This is a genomic window from Herbaspirillum lusitanum (genome assembly GCF_046025995.1).
Classification (GTDB): Bacteria; Pseudomonadota; Gammaproteobacteria; order Burkholderiales; family Burkholderiaceae_D; genus Herbaspirillum; species Herbaspirillum lusitanum_A.
In genome coordinates, this window is record NZ_JAQQFM010000003.1 from 422,995 (window position 1) to 438,406 (window position 15,412).

The following is a 15,412-nucleotide window of genomic DNA, read 5'->3' on the forward strand; positions in this document are numbered from 1 at the left end:
ATGAGTGTTTCCTTCATGAATTCGATCCGCAATAAATTGCTGCTGTGGCTGGGCCTGGGCCTGTTCGGCAGCATCATGCTGGCCGGCACTGCGCTCTACTATCAGGCACGCGGCGAAGCCAATGAAATCTTCGATTACCAGATGCGCCAGATCGCCGCGTCACTGCCGCGCCAGGCCTTTTCGCCGATCACGCCGGGCCAGGATTTCCCCGGACTCGATGATGAAATCATGATGCAGATCTGGGACCGCACCGGCACCGTGATCTATCACTCGCATGCGCGCAGCGCCATGCCGCAACAGGCGGAGCTGGGCTTCGCCGACGTCCCCGGCCCGAACGGGCTGTGGCGCGTCTACAGCGCGCAGATCGGCAATACCGTGGTGCAGGTGGCGCAGCCGCAAAGCGCGCGGCAAGAGATCGCCGCGCAAATGGCGATCAAGACCATGACCCCGCTGTTCCTGCTGTTTCCGCTGATCGGCATTCTGGCCTGGGTGGCGGTGGGGCGCGGACTGGCGCCGGTGCGACGTGCTGCAAAGGAAGTGCAGGCGCGCGACATGAATACGCTCACGCCGATTGCCGACGTCGGCCTGCCGCAGGAAATTCAACCGTTGACGCATGCGCTCAATGATTTGCTGGCGCGTCTCAAGCACGCCACCGAAACCCAGCGCGCCTTCGTCGCCGACGCCGCGCATGAGCTGCGCACTCCCCTGACCGCCTTGCGCCTGCAGGCGCAACTGGCGGAGCGCGCGGAGGACGAAGCAGAACGCAAGGCGGCTTTTGCCGATCTCAAGCACGGCATTGAACGCGCCACCCATCTGGTGCATCAGTTGCTGACGCTGGCGCGCCAGGAACCCGACCTGATGCACAACGCTGCGGTGGAATTGCCGGCCCTGCTGCGCGAGGCGGTGGCGGGTCTGTCGTCGGTGGCCGATCATCGCGGTATCGATCTCGGCGTGGCGGAAGATGTGCCGGCGGCGCTGGCGGTCGACGGCAATGCCGATGCCTTGCGCATTCTGTTCAACAACTTGCTGGACAATGCCTTGCGCTACACGCCGGCCGGCGGCGTGGTGGATGTCTCCATGCAGCGTGATGAACGCGGCGCGCCGGTGGTGACGATACAGGACAGCGGTCCCGGCATTCCCGAGGCCGACTTGCCGCGCGTGTTCGACCGTTTCTATCGGGCGCAGCAGCGTGCCGATCTGTCCGGGCAGACCGCCTTCGGCAGCGGATTGGGATTGGCCATCGTGCGCCAGATTGCCGATCTGCACGGCATCGAGGTGCAGCTCAAAAATACCGGGCAGGGTTTGCAGGCACAGGTGATTTTCAAGCGCAGCTAGTCGCAAAAAACGCGGCGCCTTTCAGAAAAGATTGCAGGATTTTTTTCTCTTAAGTTTCCCTTAATTTTCGACGCATACAGTCCACTCCAATGGCTGAAGAAGCCGGCTGGACATGCAGGCGCAATTCGCTCCATTTTGCTCCGCATGTCTCTTGATTTCTCTTTACCGAGGAGTGCACCATGAATCGTCGCGTCATTTTCGTTCGCAATACTCTGGCCGTGATGCTGGCCGCCGCCGTGGGCGGCAGCTATGTCTATTTTCGCGGCGTCGACCTGCCGTCCGCGCACGCGGCCGCGTTCAATACCGCGAGTGCGCCGCTGGTGGCCGCCAATCCGGCGCCGGCAGCACCGGCCGGACCGGTGGTGGCGGCAGCGACCGACTTCTCCGGCATCGTGCAGCGTGCCGGCCCGGCGGTGGTGAATATCAGTGTCACCGGCAAGGCGCAGCGGGTGGCTGACAACAGCAATGATGATGACGGCGATTCGGACGATCCGTTCGCGCAATTCTTCAAGCGCTTCGGCCCGCAACTGCAGATGCCGCGTTCGCCGCAGATCATGCATGGTTTGGGTTCGGGCTTCATCATCTCGCCGGACGGGCTGATCCTGACCAATGCGCACGTGGTGGATGGCGCGGCTGAAGTTACGGTGAAGCTGACCGACCGTCGCGAGTTCAAGGCCAAGGTGCTGGGCGTGGACAAGCAAAGCGATATCGCCGTGATCCGCATTGACGCCAAGGACCTGCCTATCGTACAGATCGGCAACCCCTCGCAGGTGAAGGTCGGTGAGCCGGTGCTGGCCATCGGTTCGCCTTACGGCTTCGACAATACCGCGACCGCCGGCATCGTCAGCGCCAAGTCGCGCAGCCTGCCGGATGACAATTACGTGCCCTTCATTCAGACCGACGTTGCGGTCAATCCGGGCAATTCGGGCGGCCCGCTGTTCAATCTGCAAGGCCAGGTGATCGGCATCAACTCGCAGATCTACAGCCAGACCGGCGGCTTTCAGGGCTTGTCGTTCTCGATTCCCATCGATGTGGCGATGAAGGTCGAGCAGCAACTGGTGCAGCATGGCAAAGTCACGCGCGGTCGGCTCGGCGTGTCGGTACAGGACTTGAATCAGGCGCTGGCGGAATCCTTCGGTCTGAAGAAATCGCAGGGCGCGCTGATCAGTTCAGTGGAAAAAGACAGCCCCGCCGAGAAGGCCGGGCTGCAGGCCGGCGACGTGATCCTCAGCTTCAATGGTTCCGCGATCGATCACTCGGTCGATCTGCCGACCCTGGTGGCCGATGCCGCTCCCGGCAGCACGCAGAAGATCGAAGTGATGCGTGCCGGCAAGGTGCGCAGCATGAACGTGACGGTAGGCGAGATGAAGCTCGCCAAGAATGACAAAACCAAGGACAAGGCCGAGCAGCAAGGTCGTCTGGGGCTGGCGGTGCGCCCCTTGCAGAAGGATGAGCAACAGCAACTGGGCACCAAAAGCGGCCTGCTGGTGGAAGATGTCAGCGGCCCGGCAGCGGTGGCCGGCATCCAGAGCGGCGACGTGATTCTGGCGCTCAACGGCACCACTGTTTCCAGCGTGCCGCAGTTGCGTAAGCTGGTCAGCGAGGCCGGCAAGAACGTCGCACTGCTGGTCGAGCGCGGCGATGAAAAGATCTTCGTGCCGGTGTATCTGAATTGATTTCGAATCGGGCCTGACGCGCCCTCAAGGCGTCACGCAGCAAGGGAGGGCCGGGTGCGTCATGCATTCGGCCCTTTTCTATTTCTATTTCTATTGCCGCGCCTGCCCGGACGCTGTCAGTCCCAATGCGCCTGGCGCTTGTCCTGCTCCAGGGCTTCCTTGTCGTGCGCAAACATGGCCTGCAATTCTTCACGCGCCTGTACCGCCATCGAGACCATCTGCTGCTGATCCTTGTAATGCGGATACAGCTCATACAGCGTCTTGATATTGTGCGCGCGGAATTTCATCGCCGCCTGACGTGCCTGATAGGCGCCGAAATCCATTTCCTTCAACACCTGCTGGCCCATCTGCAGCGCGCTTTCGAAAGTCTCGCGTTCCAGCACGGTGACGCCGCGATCCAGCAGGTCGTAATAATGCGTGACGTTGCGTGCGCGGGCGGCGATCTTCAGATGCGGGAAGGCTTGCTTCACGTCTTCCGCCATGCGCAGGCTGGCGTCGGCATCGTCGATGGCGATCAGCAACAGACGCGCCTTGTCGGCGCCGGCGGTGCGCAGCAGATCGATGCGGGTGGCGTCGCCGTAAAACACCTTGAAGCCGAACTTGCGCAGCAGATCGATCTGGTCGGGATCATGATCCAGCACCGTCATGCCGATGCCGTTGGCGTGAAGCAGACGGCCGACGATCTGGCCGAAACGGCCGAAACCGGCGATGATGACCGGATTGTCCTGCGGCTCCATGTGATCGTCGGGGCGCTGGTTGCCCGGATTCATCCAGCGCATCAGCAAGCGGTCGTGCAACAGAAGCAGCAGCGGCGTGACCAGCATCGACAGCGCGACGACCACCACCAGCACCGACGATACCTCAGGCGTCAGCACCTTGGCGCTGACCGCCGCGCCGAATACGATGAAGGCGAACTCGCCGCCCTGCGACAGCAGAAATGCAAAGAACAATTGCTGGCGTTTGGGAATCTTGAAGCACTTGCCGAGCGCGTACATCACCGCCACCTTGATCAGCAGAAAGCCTGCGACCAGGCCGAGGATGCGCCAGGGTTGCGCGAGGAACACGCCGAAATCCACCGACATGCCGACCGCGATAAAAAACAGGCCGAGCAGCAGGCCCTTGAACGGTTCGATATCGCTTTCCAGCGCGTGGCGATATTCGGAATCAGCCAGCAGCACGCCGGCCAGAAAGGTACCCAGCGCCATCGACATGCCGACCCACTGCATCAGCAGGCAGGTGGCAATCACCAGCAGCAGCGAAAATGCGGTGAAGATCTCGCGCATATTGGTCTTGGCGATCACGCGCAGGATGGGGCGGATCAGCACGCGACCGCCGAAGATCAGCAAGGCGATCACCAGCACCACCTTGCCCGCATGCAGCCAGCCTTGGCCGCTGCCTTCGATGGCGGCGACCCCCAGCAGCGGCACCGCCGCCATCATCGGGATCGCGGCGATATCCTGAAACAGCAGAATGGCGAAGGCGGCCGAGCCGGCCGGCGTGGCGGTGAGCTTGCGCTCGCCCAGCGTTGCCAGTGCAATCGCGGTGGACGAGAGCGACATGCCGAGCGCGGCGATCAGCGCGACTTTCCAAGGCACGCCGATGGCCAGTGCGCCGGCCAGCAGCGCAGCGGTGACCGCCGCCAACTGGGCGCTGCCCCAGCCGAAGATGGGGCGGCGCAGCGACCACAGGCGTTTCGGGTCAAGTTCCAGCCCGATCAGGAACAGCAACAGCACTACGCCGAACTCTGAAAATTCCAGGATGTGATTGACCTCGGTGATCAGGCCCAGACCCCAGGGGCCGATGACGATGCCGGCCAGCAGATAGCCGAGCACGGCGCCCAGGCCGAGACGTTTGGCGATCGGCACGGCGGCGACGGCGGCCAGCAGATATACCAGCGCTTTGAGTAAGTGTTCATCCATGGTGGCGGGCTTTGGCGAAGATTCTGATTGTGGTTGAAAAATGAGCGGGAGGGCGGCGTGGCAACTGCAGGCGGATCATGCCGCTGTCGGCTGCGGCGCATCTGCCGCGGGCCAGTCGGGATAGCTTTCCAGCAGGCGGCGATAGCGGCGGGCATGTTCTTCCAGCGCGGCTTCGCCGACCTGATGTGCGCCGTAGATCACCAGAGGCTCCAGCCAGCGCATGCCGCACAGTTGCGCCGTTTGCTGATAGGGCGGCAGGAAGGCATCGAAACTGTGGCCGTGTCGTCCGGAGGTCTGATAGGCGGCATGATCGCCGCCGGTGCTGGCCGCCAGCCACAGGCTTTTGCCGCGCAGCGCAGTCGCGTCGTGACCGAAGGCCCAGCCGCGTTGCAGCACCACGTCCAGCCATTCCTTTTGCAGCGCCGGCATGCTGTACCAATGAATGGGATGCTGCAGCACGATCAGATCGCTCTGGCTCAGCAGTTGCTGCTCATGCCTGACGTCGAGATGGAAGTCGGGATAGCTTTCGTACAAGTCATGCACCTGGACATGATCGAGTCCTTGGACGGCCTCGATCATCAGGCGATTGGCGCGCGAACGATGCGCGGCCGGGTGGGCGTAGAGGATGAGGATGCGTGGTTTGCTCATGTGTGGGAAGGTGTGATTTGGCGGTCGAATACGGTGTAAATAATAAAAAATCGAATTTGTCGGAACACTCGACCTCGGTCTGTTGTCTGGACTATTTCAAGCCACAAGAAATATGCAGGCCTTGTCTGAAGGTAATCAAGGAAAAATTCCGTAAAGGAAAAGAGGGGGAGTGCCAAAAAACCTTGAAGTGAATGCATTCGTACACATCATGGTTTTAAGCCCGCAAAAACGGCGCTCGGCCGGTATCGCCACATCGCTCAGGAAATTTCGCCAGAGATTAGCCGCGCAGCCTGCTGTGCTTGCGCAGTGGTAAAAGCAAATAAAAGCGAAATATTACGCTTATACTCTGGCAATCTTTCTAAGGCGATGCCTGCCTCGGAGCGCTGACACCCGCCGCAGTTTATTCATATTCACTCATTATTGCAGCCATGTCCGATATCCAAGACTCAGAAGCCAGCCAGCAAAATTCGCCGCAACCGGCCAAACCGTCCAATGCCTCGACGCAGGCCGAGACACCTTCGCCTTCAGCCGCGCCGGTAACAACTCCTGTAGCGGCGGCAGAAGCATCTGCGGCTGGCATGCCAGCCGCCGCTCAAGCCGCTGCGCTTCCGCCTCAAGCAGCTCAAGCAGCTCAAGCAGCTCAAGCAGCTCAAGCCCCGCAGCAGCCGCCCGAAGCTGCTCCTCCGCCTATCGGTCAGACGCCGTTCAAGCGCCATGATGAAATGGATGCGCCCTGGACCCAGACCTGGCGTCTGCTGGTCGCGCGTTTCCGGGCGATGTCGGACAAGGCCGGCCGGCGCGTGATGCAGCGCACGCTCAAGATCGGCGTCTCGGCGCGTATCTTTCATCCGGAAAGCGGCTCCAAGGGCTTGCGCAGCAAGACGCTGCAATATCTGGAAGAGTCGATCGCGCAGTGGGTCATGTCGCGCGATGTGCTGGTGTTCATGATCCCGACTGTCAATACCAATGGTCTGGTTCATCCCAGCAATATCCGTCTGCGCGATTACGCCAAGCATCTGGATGGCCTGGTGCTGCAGGGCGGCGCTGATGTCTCTCCGCAAAGCTATGCGCAGAACGCGACTCGTCCGGAATGGAGCGGCGACCGCGTGCGCGATATGTACGAGCTGGAGCTGCTGCATGAATTCATCGAAGCCGGCAAGCCGGTGCTGGGCATCTGCCGCGGTTGTCAGCTGATCAATGTGGCCTTCGGCGGCACCCTGTATCAGGACATCGCCACCGACGTGCCGGAGGCGATTCCGCACGTCAACGACATGTACGACAGCAATCACCACGCCTTGCGCTTTCCGCAGGGCTCCAGTCTGCCGTCGCTGGTGAAGACCGAGAATGCGCTGGTCAACTCGATTCACCACCAGGCGGTGCGCGATCTGGGCCGCGATCTTTCGATCGAGGCGGTGTCCGGCAACGACAACATCGTCGAGGCGATCCGCTACAAGAAGGCGCCGTTCGTGATGGGTTTGCAGTGGCACCCTGAGTTTCACCGCGCCGGCGGCGCCGAATTGCTGGATTGCACGCCGATTCTGGACAGCTTCCTGCGCGCGGCGCGCGAAACGCGTTTCTGATCGGATTTGTTGCGCCAAGTCATGCCGGCGCAGCCGAGCTGAGTGCAAACTGTATGCGACAGGCTCTTCCTAAGATCGCAACACCGAGGCCTGTCGTGGTACAAGGAAATAGTTAATTTCTTGTTAATTGCTGATGTTGCTTGTGTTGTCGGAAACTTTAGTTACAAATCCATATCGAACAAAATTAGCTGCCGTTAGAATCGGACTCAGAAGCCGTGCATCAGCAACTTCCGATGCCGGCTTTTCTCTCCGACTGCGGCCTCGCTCAGCATTCAATCAACCGAGACCAAGAAGGAGAATCCATAATGGCCCCATCCAACGCCCTTAAGACTGTGAGAAACGATATGAAGACACTGGTAAAAGATGCGCAGGAATTGTTTGCGGAAGCCGCTTCCGCCACCGGCGACAAGGCCGATGAGCTGCGCGCCAAGGGCCTGACCCTGCTGGAAGCCGCTGTTGAAAAAGCGCAGGCCGCGCAAGCCGTCGCGATTGAAAAGGGCAAGGAAGTCGCCACCCGCACCGACGACTACGTGCATGAAAATCCATGGCGCGCCGTTGCAATTTCCGCCGGCGTCGGTCTGCTGGTCGGCCTCGTCATCGGCCGCAGCAAGTAAGCGCCGTCGATGGCAAACCACCAACCCCATCCAAATCCGGAGCCAACTAATCCGGGGCTCGTCGCCGGCCTGCTGGGCATCGCCAAGAATCTGCTGGGTTTGATCATCAGCCGCATCGAGCTGGCATCTCTCGAGATGTCGGAAATCGGCGTGAACGTGATCCGTTTTCTGGTCATTTTCATGCTCGGCGCGATCGCTTTATGGTTCGCGGTCGCCTTCTGGTCGGTGCTGGTGGTTTTCCTCGCGTGGGAAGCCTGGGGTTGGAAGATCCTGCTGGCGTTCGGCCTGTTCTTCACCCTGGCCACGCTGGGACTTGCCTGGTACGCACGCTACATACTGACCGAAGGCAAGTTGTCTCTGCGTACGACGATGACAGAGTTGCGCAAGGACAGGGATGCCTTGCTGTAAATCTGCAGGCGACTCCGACACCAGCGAAACAAGCGAATAACAGGGAGATATATTCATGCCGGACATCGATCAGGGAATGACGCTGGAGGAGCGCAAGCGCAAAGTGCTGGCGCAGGGCGCCTTGTATCGGCTGGGTGTTATCGAGGCGCGTACTGTGGTGCGTTCCAACCTCAACGCCGAATCGCTCGCCAAGGGAGCGTTCAAGCGCATCGCCGGCGCCGCCAGTTCGGTACTCGGCGGTACCTTGAGCTCAGGCGCAAGCCTGCAGTCTTTGTCGCCGCTGGTGATCGGCGCGATGTCTCTGATGTCCAAGCGCTATCTGCGCAAACCGCTGATGTACGGCGGCGTGATCACCGCGGTCGCGGGGCTGGCTTTTTACCTCAGCAGGCGCAACAGGGATGATGCGCTTGACGACGATGAAGACGGATCTTTCACGCAAGTCGAATAGTTTTGGACTTGCGTGACTCCGGCGGGGCGCGCCGACGCGTCCATGCAAAAGTTGGATGATTCTTCAGCCCCGCTTCAACATTTATAGCAGGCCTCAACTCTCATCAAAAATTTCTGATTGGCCCACCTGAACAGGCCGGGCAATTGAAAAAGAAAGGATCTCCCATGTACAAATTATCGATAGGCGCAGTGGCGCTGGCATTGGCCGTTTCCGGTTGCGCCGACATGAGCGCGACGCAGCGCGGTACGGCAACCGGTGCCGGCGTGGGCGCGGGCATCGGCGGTATTCTCGGTGCTGCGACCGGCGGCGGTGGTGGTGGACGCGCAGTGGGCGGCGCGGCGATTGGCGGGGCGATCGGTGCCGTGGTCGGCAATGTCTGGTCGACCCGCATGGAGAACCAGAAGCGTGCGATGGAACAGGCGACCCAAGGTACCGGTGTGCAGGTCACTCAGACGCAGGATAATCGCCTGAAGCTTGAGATTCCGAGCGACATTTCCTTTGATACCGGCCGAGCCGACATCAAGCCGAATTTCCGTCCTGTGCTGGATCGCTTTGCAAGCACGCTGCTTGAAAATCCGGCGACGGTCGTGACCATCATTGGTCACACCGACAATACCGGCAGCGATGCCATCAACAATCCTTTGTCGGTGGAGCGTGCAACGCGCGCGCGTGATTATCTGAGTGCACGTGGCGTTGCCGCGAATCGCTTCACCACCGAGGGCCGTGGTTCACACGAGCCGCTGGTCGTGAATAATTCGGATGCCAATCGCGCGAAGAATCGCCGTGTTGAAATCTTTGTCGCCGAGCCTCAGCAGCAGCCACGCTGATTTGGATTTGAGCCTATGAAAAAGCCCCGGTTTTCCGGGGCTTTTTTGCTTCTTATTCGCGCTTTTCATCGCAAGAATTCATAGGCGTCATGGCTGGCGGAGCCAGTGTGCCGCACATTTCAGGTCGGATGCCGCAAATAAATAGCCGCTGCAATTTACTTGGCAACCTCTGGCCCAGGCGCTGCAGGTGCGGTCGACCCTGCGGCCGGAGCGGCGCCAGCAGCTGGTGCAGTGCCATCGGCGGCTGGCGCCGCAACCGCTGCGGCCTTTACCTCCGGCTCCTTGAACTTGGCGCCCGATTGATTGGCCATATACACCACGGTGCGTTCGATCTCCACATCATCAAGATCGGGATTGCCGCCTTTGGGCGGCATGGCGCGCAAGCCGTTGATCGCATGCGACACCAGTTTGTCGTACCCCTCTGCGATGCGGGCTTTCCAGGAGGCCGGGTCGCCAACCTTAGGGGCTCCGGCGATGCCTGCTGCATGGCAGGCGGCACAGGTCGACTTGAAAACTTCCTCGCCGGTTTGCAGTTGTTTGGGAGCGTTGGCATCACGGAAAGTGAAGCCATCATCGGCGACCGGTTTGATGCGTGCGGCGATCATTTCAGGTGTTTGGCCGGCGGAGCCGGCACCGACCTTGGGGCCATTTGTGACGTATTGCACTAATAAAATAATGCAGACTATCGGGACTAAAAAACCAGCTGCAATTGCTGCGATCAGTTGTTTTGGGGTTTTGATCGCTGAATTGTGTTCGTTATGTGCGTCGCTCATAATTCCCTCAGACAATGTTTCCTCGAATTGGAACGGATCCCGTCAGTACCCCTTATTTGCGCCCGGAACCCGGGCAGGGCATTCAATGCGCGATCTCGCTTAGCCGTCGATTATAGTCACAATGCAATTCGGGTGGGGGTGGAAAATACGCGCCCCGGCGTGGACGGCCTCTCAGAAAACCGGTATCCTTCAGGCCTCTTCAAGAATCCTCCTACGCGGCTGTAGCTCAGTGGATAGAGTATTGGCCTCCGAAGCCAAGGGTCGCTGGTTCGATTCCAGCCAGCCGCACCACTTTTCAAGTTCTTCTTTTTGTAGCTGATTTGCTTGCGCATGAGCAAGCGAGGTAGTTCTTCCAGGGCCTTAGGCAGTCTGGGACCACAGGCGCTGCTTCAGCGGTGCAGTCGATCGCTTGAGCGGGAGCCGTCAGACTGGATTTCGATATAACAAATGAATAGCAGCGGCCTGCGCTTGAGATTCTGCGAAGCGCTCGCTGTGTTGCAGCATTTTTTCGATACGCGAGTGTCCTTTTGCTTGAGAAGGCGGAGCGATCGATTGTTCGGCCCTGAGGATGTGAGCGATTTGCGAATGCTTCTGATTTGAGAATCAGCCTCTCGGAAGGCCTTGGCTTTGGCTGGTTTTCTGGTGGGTATTTGTTTAAAGTGCCGAAGCCGGCTCGTCTTGCTTTTGGAATTGCGGATGCTTGCGCGGTTACATGGCGTCCTTTTGTGTAGTTGCTGGGCAGAGTGTCCTTCTTGTTGCGCGAAGCAGGGATTGCCAGCCCCACACTTCTGCTGAAAATTTGATGGCGAATGCTGCTTTCACCGATGTAACTTTTGCTGCAACGCGCCAAAGTGATCCTGTACAGTATTTTCCACATCTCGCCGTCAAGTAGATGAGATAACGCTTTGATCTCGCAGTAAAAGTTTGACTAACCGGAAAGCCAGCCTTTATAATCGCCGGGCTTCTAAGCTGCCGTCTGCTCATAATGGGTGCGGCTTGCACGATATTGGATATATATGCTGCGCATTATTCTCCTGCAGCTTGTGACCATGGTCGTCGCTGCATGTGTAGCAGGTTTGTTGGGCGGCGTTCCGGCACTATGGTCGGCTCTGCTAGGCGGAGTTTGCTGTGTAGTCCCTAACAGTCTTTTCGCCCTGCGTCTTTTTACAAGTGCACGCAAACCTGGTGGCACCAACCCGATGACGTTTTTCTTCGGGGAATTTATCAAGATTGCTACGACTTTTGCGCTCATGGCTGCAATTGTTTGGTTGTACCACGGCTTGAACTGGCTCGCATTTGTGCTGAGCTTCATCGTGGTGCTTAAAAGTTATTTCATTTTACTGTTTAGACATCGACCATGACCGTAGAAGCTGCTGAGCACGCGCCCACCGCATCCGAATATATTGTCCACCACCTCGGGCATTTCTCTACCCATCACCAGACCAAGATTGTCGATTTCTCCATCCTGAACGTGGATACCATTTTCTGGTCCGTGTTCTCCGGTGTGATCGCTTGCCTGTTCATGTATCTTGCTGCACGCAAGGCGACTTCCGGCGTGCCGGGTCGTTTCCAGGCATTCGTGGAAATGGTGGTGGAAATGGTCGAAGACCAGTCCAAGGCCATCGTTCACGGCAACCGTGCTTTCATCGCGCCGGTCGCTCTGACCGTGTTCGTCTGGGTTGCCCTGATGAACTCGCTGGATTTTCTGCCGGTCGATCTGGCTTCGGGCATCTTCCGTCTCTTCGGCATGGGTGAAATGCATCACCGCATCGTGCCGACCGCCGATCTGAACGGCACACTGGGCATCGCTTTGGGCGTACTGGCGCTGATGCTGTATTACAGCGTCAAGATCAAGGGTGCCGGCGGCTTCATTCATGAACTGTTTGCCGCTCCGTTTGGCATCTGGATGGCGCCGTTCAATCTGCTGTTGAATATCATCGAATTTGCTGCGAAGACCGTGTCCCTGGGCATGCGGTTGTTCGGCAACATGTATGCGGGCGAGCTGTTGTTCTTGCTGATCGCATTGCTGGGATCGACTGCAACCGCGTTCGGCTTTGTCGGCCACGTGATCGCGGGTTCGATCTGGGCAATTTTCCACATCCTGATCGTGTTGCTCCAAGCATTCATTTTCATGATGTTGACACTGGTTTACCTGGGCCAGGCGCACGAAGCGCACTAACAAGGCTGCTGTACTGCTGTTCGGTTTTTGATTTTGTAATTTGATTCTTGTATTAACTTAACTTTCTTAAGGAATTGTCATGACTGATGTCTCTTTCGTTGCTTTGGCTTGCGGTTTGATCATTGGCCTGGGTGCTATCGGTGCTTGTATCGGTATCGCTATCATGGGCGGTAAGTACCTGGAAGCGTCTGCACGTCAGCCAGAACTGATGAATACCCTGCAAACCAAGATGTTCCTGCTGGCTGGTCTGATCGACGCTGCGTTCCTGATCGGTGTTGGTATCGCCATGCTGTTCGCATTCGCAAACCCGTTCATCGCGAAGTAATTCGGGCGGCATAGCCGATTCTCACAATGCCGGACGTCTGATTCCGGCACACGTTATTCTGAGAAGGAAATTACCGTGAACTTAAATGCAACATTGATTGCGCAGTTCGTGGTCTTCTTCATCCTCGCGGCCTTTACGATGAAATTCGTATGGCCGCCGTTGATTAAGGCGCTCGACGAACGCGCCAAGAAGATTGCGGACGGCCTGGCAGCAGCTGATCGCGGCAAGGCTGATCTGGCTGCCGCTGAAAAGCGCGTCCAGGTTGAGCTGGCATCGGCACGCGACGAAGGTCAGAAACGTATCGGCGACGCTGAAAAGCGCGCTCAACTGATGATCGAAGAAGCGAAGAAGACCGCTGCTGAAGAAGCCGCGCGTATCATCGCCAATGCCAAAGCCGACGCTGAACAGCAAGTGACCAAGGCGCGCGAGGAACTGCGTGCTGAAGTCGCGACTCTGGCAGTCAAGGGCGCCGAGCAGATTCTGAAGCGCGAAGTCAATGCAGCGGCCCACGCCGATTTGCTGAACCAACTGAAAACAGAGCTGTAATATGGCCGAACTCGCAACGATCGCTCGCCCATACGCAGAGGCCCTGTTTCGCGTAGCCAAGGCCGGTAGCCTGTCAGCCTGGTCCGATCTCGTCTCCGAGATGGCTCAGGTTGCTGCCAATCCGGATCTCCAGGCGCTCGCGCACAACCCGTCCGTTTCGCATGACAAGCTGGCCGAAGTGTTCAAGGCTGCGCTGAAGACATCGCTGAGCGTCGAGGCTGCGAATTTCATCAGCACGCTGGTGGCCAACGGCCGCCTGACTGCGCTGCCGGAAATCGCCGCGCAATTCCATGAGCTGAAGAATGCCCAGGAAGGCGCCGCAGACGCTTATATCGTCAGTGCGTTCGAACTGAGCGGCGCGCCATTGAAAGAGCTGGTCGCAGCACTGGAGAAGAAGTTCGGCCGCAAGCTGAATCCTTCGGTGACCGTGGACAACAGCCTGATCGGTGGCGTGCGCGTGGTGGTTGGCGACGAAGTGTTCGATACATCGGTACGCGCGAAATTGCAGCAGTTACATGTTGCTTTGGCTGCGTAATTGTCCGAGCCCCTGCTAAGCGATAGAAAAAAATTTTAGGAGTTAGTTATGCAACTCAACGCATCTGAAATCAGCGAGCTGATCAAGAGCCGGATTCAAGGCCTTGGCGATACCGCTGAAATTCGCAATCAGGGCACGGTCATTTCCGTGTCCGACGGTATCTGCCGTATCCATGGTCTGTCCGACGTGATGCAAGGTGAGATGCTGGAATTCCCGGGCAACACATTCGGCCTGGCGCTGAATCTGGAGCGCGATTCCGTGGGCGCCGTTATTCTGGGCGAATACGAACACATCTCCGAAGGCGACACGGTCAAGTGCACCGGCCGCATTCTGGAAGTGCCTATCGGTCCTGAACTGAAGGGCCGCGTGGTGAATGCATTGGGTCAGCCGATCGACGGCAAGGGTCCGATCGACACCAAGCTGACAGCGCCGATCGAAAAGATCGCGCCAGGCGTTATCGCACGTCAATCGGTTTCGCAGCCTATGCAAACCGGCCTGAAGTCGATCGACTCCATGGTGCCTATCGGTCGCGGTCAGCGCGAACTGATCATTGGCGACCGTCAGACCGGCAAGACTGCCGTCGCGATCGACGCCATCATCAATCAAAAGGGTCAGAACATGACCTGCATCTACGTTGCGATCGGCCAGAAGGCTTCGTCGGTCAAGAACGTGGTGCGCGCACTGGAACAGCACGGCGCGATGGATTACACCATCGTGGTGGCTGCGACAGCATCCGAATCGGCAGCGATGCAATACGTGTCGGCCTACTCGGGTTGCACAATGGGCGAATACTTCCGCGACCGCGGTCAAGATGCGCTGATCGTTTATGACGATCTGTCCAAGCAAGCTGTTGCCTACCGTCAGGTGTCGCTGCTGCTGCGCCGTCCGCCAGGCCGTGAAGCGTATCCAGGCGACGTGTTCTATCTGCACAGCCGCCTGCTGGAACGCGCCGCGCGCGTGAACCCCGACTATGTCGAGAAGTTCACCAATGGCGAAGTCAAGGGCCAGACCGGTTCCCTGACAGCTCTGCCTATCATTGAAACACAAGCTGGTGACGTTTCCGCTTTCGTTCCGACCAACGTGATTTCGATCACCGACGGTCAGATCTTCCTGGAAACTTCGCTGTTCAACGCCGGTGTCCGTCCTGCGATCAACGCCGGTATTTCGGTGTCGCGCGTCGGTGGCGCTGCTCAGACCAAGGTCATCAAGGGCCTGTCCGGCGGTATCCGTACCGACTTGGCACAGTACCGTGAACTGGCTGCGTTCGCGCAGTTTGCATCGGATCTGGACGAAGCGACCCGCAAACAGCTGGATCGCGGCGCACGTGTGACTGAACTGCTGAAGCAGGCTCAGTACTCGCCGCAATCGATTTCGCTGATGGCTGTGACGCTGTTCTCGGTCAACAAGGGCTATCTGGACGACGTCGAAGTCAAGAAGGTTCTGTCTTTCGAAGCCGGCCTGCATGGCTTCATGAAGACCAGCCACGCTCCGCTGCTGCAAAAGATCGAAGACTCCAAGCAACTGGACAAGGAAGCCGAAGCTGCACTGGCCGCCGCCATCGCCGATTTCAAGAAATCCGGCGCGTATTAATTTTCACTG

16 protein-coding genes and 1 tRNA gene are annotated in these 15,412 nt (G+C 58.6%); 14 read left to right on the forward strand and 3 right to left on the reverse strand.

What is annotated here, in order from left to right:
• Nucleotides 1-15 precede the first annotated feature (15 nt).
• Nucleotides 16-1,335 carry an ATP-binding protein gene (locus PQR62_RS07760; RefSeq protein ID WP_408156874.1) on the forward strand — a complete coding sequence of 440 codons (1,320 nt, stop codon included), beginning with the start codon at nt 16-18 and terminating at the stop codon, nt 1,333-1,335.
• Between the two features lie 179 nt (nt 1,336-1,514).
• The gene (locus tag PQR62_RS07765; RefSeq protein ID WP_408156496.1) at nt 1,515-3,011 is read left to right on the forward strand and encodes a DegQ family serine endoprotease; all 1,497 of its coding nucleotides are present in this window, start codon (nt 1,515-1,517) and stop codon (nt 3,009-3,011) included.
• A gap of 116 nt (nt 3,012-3,127) precedes the next feature.
• On the opposite strand, the gene kefC is transcribed toward PQR62_RS07765, so the two are convergent.
• The gene (kefC, locus tag PQR62_RS07770) at nt 3,128-4,930 is read right to left on the reverse strand and encodes a glutathione-regulated potassium-efflux system protein KefC (RefSeq protein WP_408156498.1); all 1,803 of its coding nucleotides are present in this window, start codon (nt 4,928-4,930) and stop codon (nt 3,128-3,130) included.
• Nucleotides 4,931-5,005: 75 nt separating this feature from the next.
• On the reverse strand, nt 5,006-5,578 hold the full coding sequence (gene kefF, locus PQR62_RS07775; protein ID WP_408156500.1) for a glutathione-regulated potassium-efflux system oxidoreductase KefF: 573 nt from the start codon (nt 5,576-5,578) through the stop codon (nt 5,006-5,008).
• 428 nt (nt 5,579-6,006) lie between these two features.
• Between kefF and PQR62_RS07780 the strand changes: the two genes are divergently transcribed.
• The 5 genes from PQR62_RS07780 to PQR62_RS07800 all read left to right on the forward strand — a co-directional run bounded on the left by PQR62_RS07780 (nt 6,007) and on the right by PQR62_RS07800 (nt 9,455).
• Nucleotides 6,007-7,158 carry a gamma-glutamyl-gamma-aminobutyrate hydrolase family protein gene (locus PQR62_RS07780; RefSeq protein WP_408156501.1) on the forward strand — a complete coding sequence of 384 codons (1,152 nt, stop codon included), beginning with the start codon at nt 6,007-6,009 and terminating at the stop codon, nt 7,156-7,158.
• A 305-nt stretch (nt 7,159-7,463) separates the two neighbouring features.
• A complete protein-coding gene (locus tag PQR62_RS07785) occupies nt 7,464-7,772 on the forward strand; it encodes an ElaB/YgaM/YqjD family protein (RefSeq protein WP_408156503.1) in 309 nt (102 codons plus the stop codon).
• A gap of 9 nt (nt 7,773-7,781) precedes the next feature.
• Complete coding sequence (locus PQR62_RS07790; protein ID WP_408156506.1) at nt 7,782-8,180, forward strand: phage holin family protein; 399 nt, start codon at nt 7,782-7,784, stop codon at nt 8,178-8,180.
• A gap of 55 nt (nt 8,181-8,235) precedes the next feature.
• Nucleotides 8,236-8,628: a hypothetical protein gene (locus PQR62_RS07795; protein ID WP_408156508.1), complete on the forward strand. Its 393-nt coding sequence runs from the start codon at nt 8,236-8,238 to the stop codon at nt 8,626-8,628.
• Between the two features lie 164 nt (nt 8,629-8,792).
• Entirely contained in the window at nt 8,793-9,455 is a 663-nt protein-coding gene (locus tag PQR62_RS07800) for a YiaD family glycine zipper/OmpA-like lipoprotein (protein ID WP_408156510.1), read from the forward strand.
• A 155-nt stretch (nt 9,456-9,610) separates the two neighbouring features.
• On the opposite strand, the gene PQR62_RS07805 is transcribed toward PQR62_RS07800, so the two are convergent.
• The gene (locus PQR62_RS07805; RefSeq protein WP_408156512.1) at nt 9,611-10,228 is read right to left on the reverse strand and encodes a c-type cytochrome; all 618 of its coding nucleotides are present in this window, start codon (nt 10,226-10,228) and stop codon (nt 9,611-9,613) included.
• 215 nt (nt 10,229-10,443) lie between these two features.
• On the opposite strand from PQR62_RS07805, the gene PQR62_RS07810 reads away from it, so the two are divergent.
• From PQR62_RS07810 to atpA, 7 genes are all read left to right on the forward strand, one after another.
• Nucleotides 10,444-10,519, forward strand: a tRNA-Arg gene (locus PQR62_RS07810).
• Between the two features lie 725 nt (nt 10,520-11,244).
• Nucleotides 11,245-11,589, forward strand: a complete 345-nt coding sequence (locus PQR62_RS07815) for an ATP synthase subunit I (RefSeq protein WP_408156514.1) — start codon at nt 11,245-11,247, stop codon at nt 11,587-11,589.
• Nucleotides 11,586-12,407, forward strand: coding sequence for a F0F1 ATP synthase subunit A (gene atpB, locus PQR62_RS07820; protein ID WP_408156516.1), 822 nt, complete (start codon nt 11,586-11,588; stop codon nt 12,405-12,407). The genes PQR62_RS07815 and atpB overlap by 4 nt, the downstream gene beginning before the upstream one ends.
• A gap of 79 nt (nt 12,408-12,486) precedes the next feature.
• On the forward strand, nt 12,487-12,732 hold the full coding sequence (atpE, locus tag PQR62_RS07825; protein WP_006461334.1) for a F0F1 ATP synthase subunit C: 246 nt from the start codon (nt 12,487-12,489) through the stop codon (nt 12,730-12,732).
• A 75-nt stretch (nt 12,733-12,807) separates the two neighbouring features.
• Complete coding sequence (locus PQR62_RS07830; RefSeq protein ID WP_408156519.1) at nt 12,808-13,278, forward strand: F0F1 ATP synthase subunit B; 471 nt, start codon at nt 12,808-12,810, stop codon at nt 13,276-13,278.
• A 1-nt stretch (nt 13,279) separates the two neighbouring features.
• Entirely contained in the window at nt 13,280-13,813 is a 534-nt protein-coding gene (locus tag PQR62_RS07835) for a F0F1 ATP synthase subunit delta (protein ID WP_408156521.1), read from the forward strand.
• A 48-nt stretch (nt 13,814-13,861) separates the two neighbouring features.
• The gene (atpA, locus tag PQR62_RS07840) at nt 13,862-15,403 is read left to right on the forward strand and encodes a F0F1 ATP synthase subunit alpha (RefSeq protein ID WP_408156523.1); all 1,542 of its coding nucleotides are present in this window, start codon (nt 13,862-13,864) and stop codon (nt 15,401-15,403) included.
• Nucleotides 15,404-15,412: the final 9 nt, after the last annotated feature.

What these genes read in the sequence shown, in the direction of transcription:
- kefF (WP_408156500.1), bottom strand. Translation starts at nt 5,578, where the DNA reads ATGAGCAAACCACGCATCCTCATCCTCTACGCCCACCCGGCCGCGCAT.
- kefC (WP_408156498.1), bottom strand. Translation starts at nt 4,930, where the DNA reads ATGGATGAACACTTACTCAAAGCGCTGGTATATCTGCTGGCCGCCGTC.
- PQR62_RS07800 (WP_408156510.1), top strand. Translation starts at nt 8,793, where the DNA reads ATGTACAAATTATCGATAGGCGCAGTGGCGCTGGCATTGGCCGTTTCC.
- PQR62_RS07835 (WP_408156521.1), top strand. Translation starts at nt 13,280, where the DNA reads ATGGCCGAACTCGCAACGATCGCTCGCCCATACGCAGAGGCCCTGTTT.
- atpE (WP_006461334.1), top strand. Translation starts at nt 12,487, where the DNA reads ATGACTGATGTCTCTTTCGTTGCTTTGGCTTGCGGTTTGATCATTGGC.
- atpA (WP_408156523.1), top strand. Translation starts at nt 13,862, where the DNA reads ATGCAACTCAACGCATCTGAAATCAGCGAGCTGATCAAGAGCCGGATT.
- atpB (WP_408156516.1), top strand. Translation starts at nt 11,586, where the DNA reads ATGACCGTAGAAGCTGCTGAGCACGCGCCCACCGCATCCGAATATATT.
- PQR62_RS07795 (WP_408156508.1), top strand. Translation starts at nt 8,236, where the DNA reads ATGCCGGACATCGATCAGGGAATGACGCTGGAGGAGCGCAAGCGCAAA.
- PQR62_RS07805 (WP_408156512.1), bottom strand. Translation starts at nt 10,228, where the DNA reads ATGAGCGACGCACATAACGAACACAATTCAGCGATCAAAACCCCAAAA.
- PQR62_RS07785 (WP_408156503.1), top strand. Translation starts at nt 7,464, where the DNA reads ATGGCCCCATCCAACGCCCTTAAGACTGTGAGAAACGATATGAAGACA.
- PQR62_RS07790 (WP_408156506.1), top strand. Translation starts at nt 7,782, where the DNA reads ATGGCAAACCACCAACCCCATCCAAATCCGGAGCCAACTAATCCGGGG.
- PQR62_RS07780 (WP_408156501.1), top strand. Translation starts at nt 6,007, where the DNA reads ATGTCCGATATCCAAGACTCAGAAGCCAGCCAGCAAAATTCGCCGCAA.
- PQR62_RS07815 (WP_408156514.1), top strand. Translation starts at nt 11,245, where the DNA reads ATGCTGCGCATTATTCTCCTGCAGCTTGTGACCATGGTCGTCGCTGCA.
- PQR62_RS07765 (WP_408156496.1), top strand. Translation starts at nt 1,515, where the DNA reads ATGAATCGTCGCGTCATTTTCGTTCGCAATACTCTGGCCGTGATGCTG.
- PQR62_RS07760 (WP_408156874.1), top strand. Translation starts at nt 16, where the DNA reads ATGAATTCGATCCGCAATAAATTGCTGCTGTGGCTGGGCCTGGGCCTG.